The sequence below is a fragment of the Nguyenibacter vanlangensis genome, from assembly GCF_013376155.1.
Taxonomy (GTDB): domain Bacteria; phylum Pseudomonadota; class Alphaproteobacteria; order Acetobacterales; family Acetobacteraceae; genus Gluconacetobacter; species Gluconacetobacter vanlangensis.
This window is the reverse complement of record NZ_JABXXP010000714.1, coordinates 1-1391: the sequence shown is the minus strand read 5'-3', so window position 1 is coordinate 1391 and position 1391 is coordinate 1. Positions and strand designations below refer to the sequence as shown.

Sequence of the window (1391 nt, the reverse complement as noted above, 5' to 3'; positions counted from 1 at the left end):
ACAACCTGGCGATGCAGGGCCTCGGCCCAGGCCCGCTGGGCGGCGCGGATGCGCGCCCGGTCGGCTTCGGTCAGGATTTCTTCCGTCGGCAGGATCGTATCGTCGGGCGGCTCGCGCGCCGCGGCCACGTCCAGCCGGCGCACGGCCAGCCGTCCGGCCACGTCCCGCGCCGCATCCAGCAACGCCGCCACCTGGTCGGGACGATTCAGCAGGATCAGCAGACCGGTCATGACGCCCTCCGGCCGCGCGGCTCAGGCTACGATATTTTCAACTATGCACCGCGGCCACGCCATTCAATCGCCTCGATATCCCGACGCCGTGGGACGCCCTGGCCGGCTCCGAAATCCACGAACGGGTTCGAAGCCGGGGGCGTCAGCGGTCCGTCAGGCGGAACTCGATGCGCCGGTTGCGGGCAAAGGCCGCCTGGGTGTCATGCGCGTCCAGCGGCTGGAAATCGGCGAAACCGGTCGCCGCCAGGTGATGCGGGCTGATCCCTTCGGCGATCAGCAGCTTCACCACCGTGATCGCGCGGGCCGAAGACAATTCCCAGTTGCTGGCGAAGGCCGTATGGATCGGCTGGCGGTCGGCATGCCCGTCCACCCGCAGGATCCACGGTATCCCCCCCGGAATCTGCGACGACACCTGGCGGAACGTCCGGGCCAGGGTGCGGATCTCGGCCACGCCCTTGGGCGACAAATCCGCGCTGCCCGGCGGGAACAGCACCTCGCTCTGGAACACGAACCGGTCGCCGACGACCTGCACGCCCTGCTGGTCCTTCAGGATGTCACGCAGCCGGCCGAAGAATTCCGAACGATAACGCTGCAACTGCTCGACCTTGTCGGCCAGCGCCACGTTCAGCTTCAGGCCCAGATCGTCGATCCTGCGGTCCCGGTCGCGGATCTCGTTCTGCGAGATATCCAGCATCGCCGTCGCGGCTGACAATTGCTGGCGCAACTGGTCCAGTTGCGCGCCCAGCTCGCTCACCTGCTGCGCGCTGGCCTGCGCCAGTCGCGCCTGGTTGTCGCGCTCGGCGGCCGTCTGCGTCACCTGCGCGGTCAGCGACGTCTCCATCGCCAGGTCCTTCGCATGCGCGCTCTGCAGGGACGCGACCGAAAGCTGCAGCGACTGGTTGTGGCTCTTCTCCAGCGACAGCATCTCGCTCAACTGGGCGACCTGCCGGGCAAGCTGCTCCATCGCCTGCTGGCGCTTGTTCAGCACCACCGACAGGAACGCCTGCCCCAGCACGAACACCAGCAGCACGAAGATGACGACCATCAGCAGGGTGGACAGCGCGTCCACATATCCCGGCCAGGCGTCCAGCCCGGCATGGGTCTGGCGGCGGCGGCGTGCCATGCGCGTTCCCCTGCGGTCAGGGTGCGCGCGCGCCGGCC

Annotated in this window: 2 protein-coding genes; both read right to left on the bottom strand. The window is 68.5% G+C overall.

Annotated elements, in window-relative coordinates; translation table 11 throughout:
• Positions 1 to 230 (bottom strand): hypothetical protein (locus tag HUK84_RS18330; protein ID WP_374729386.1); only part of this gene is annotated, 230 nt, incomplete at its 3' end.
• Between the two features lie 142 nt (positions 231 to 372).
• Positions 373 to 1353 carry a peptidoglycan -binding protein gene (locus HUK84_RS18325; RefSeq protein WP_176641514.1) on the bottom strand — a complete coding sequence of 327 codons (981 nt, stop codon included), beginning with the start codon at positions 1351 to 1353 and terminating at the stop codon, positions 373 to 375.
• Between the last annotated feature and the right edge of the window lie 38 nt (positions 1354 to 1391).